Origin of the sequence: Moorena sp. SIO4E2 (genome assembly GCF_010671945.1) — a bacterium.
Taxonomy (GTDB): domain Bacteria; phylum Cyanobacteriota; class Cyanobacteriia; order Cyanobacteriales; family Coleofasciculaceae; genus Moorena; species Moorena producens.
This window is the reverse complement of record NZ_JAAHIE010001441.1, coordinates 1-1,016: the sequence shown is the minus strand read 5'-3', so window position 1 is coordinate 1,016 and position 1,016 is coordinate 1. Positions and strand designations below refer to the sequence as shown.

2 pseudogenes are annotated in these 1,016 nt (G+C 46.8%); both read right to left on the bottom strand.

Features of this window, described 5'->3' with window-relative positions:
• Positions 1-687: pseudogene (locus F6K37_RS44335) on the bottom strand (hypothetical protein); the annotation flags it as partial.
• Between the two features lie 30 nt (positions 688-717).
• Positions 718-1,016: pseudogene (locus tag F6K37_RS44330) on the bottom strand (hypothetical protein); the annotation flags it as partial.

Here is a 1,016-nt window from a genome sequence, read left to right as displayed (position 1 = left end):
AGCGTCATAGTATTCATACACAAATAGACTACGCACCAGCACCCGATAATGGTCGTCACCACTTACTTCTTGGCTCTGATGCACCTGACGCAATAATTCCCACTCCTTTTCATCAATCGCTAATCTTATTTTATTACAGCGACTACGAATAACCTGGTCTAACCCTGCTCGGGATAGCGGTAACTTGCCTTCCACCATAATCCAATCCCGAATCATTGCCAGTAACTCCCGCACATGACCACCACTGATAGAACAGAGTCTGTCCAGGGTTTCCGGTGCATCAAACACTTCCGGAATCTTCTGCAACCGTTGCGCTGATGCTAGCTTAGGAAAAGCTCTAGCCATTACCATGGCTCTGAGCCTTGCCATTCCTTCCTCACATTCCTTACCATTCCGTTGCGTCACTGGCACCATTGGCAACACCTTCGGCTCAACCCCGAAACGATTGGTAAGCCGGACGATATCATTACAAAATCGTAGCCCTAGGGGCATCGTATATATAACATGACAGTTGAGTTGGCGCAACTGTTCTCCCCGGTCTACAAATAAATATTCCGGTTGTGGTCTGCCCCAAGGCTTGGGCACAATTTCCACCCGGTCAAGGTTATCCACGATTACCACTAGTCCCCGTTTTCCCTGGTGTTGGAGTTGAGCGATCGCAGGTTCAATCAACTCGGTATTAATCACATCAATAATGGTTTTGGTACGAGGTTCGATCTAATCCCGCAACCGATTACGCAAGGTTGGGCTATTTTTGGCTCTCGTGGTAATCTTGCCAATCCCTACCGATAAGGAATACTCTCCCTGTTTTTCCTTGACCCCAATCCCACCAACCTTGGGAATCTTAACCTCAACCCCAGTTACATCCGAATCTAACAAGTTGGTAATGTCCTGTAGGAAAGCTTTAAAGCCTTTTAGTTGTAAGTTAACCTGGCTAGCTTCCAAACTTTCACTGACCTGGCGAGCAATAACTAATAAAATATCCCCCACATCCACATCGTTCATTTCCAAGTCCT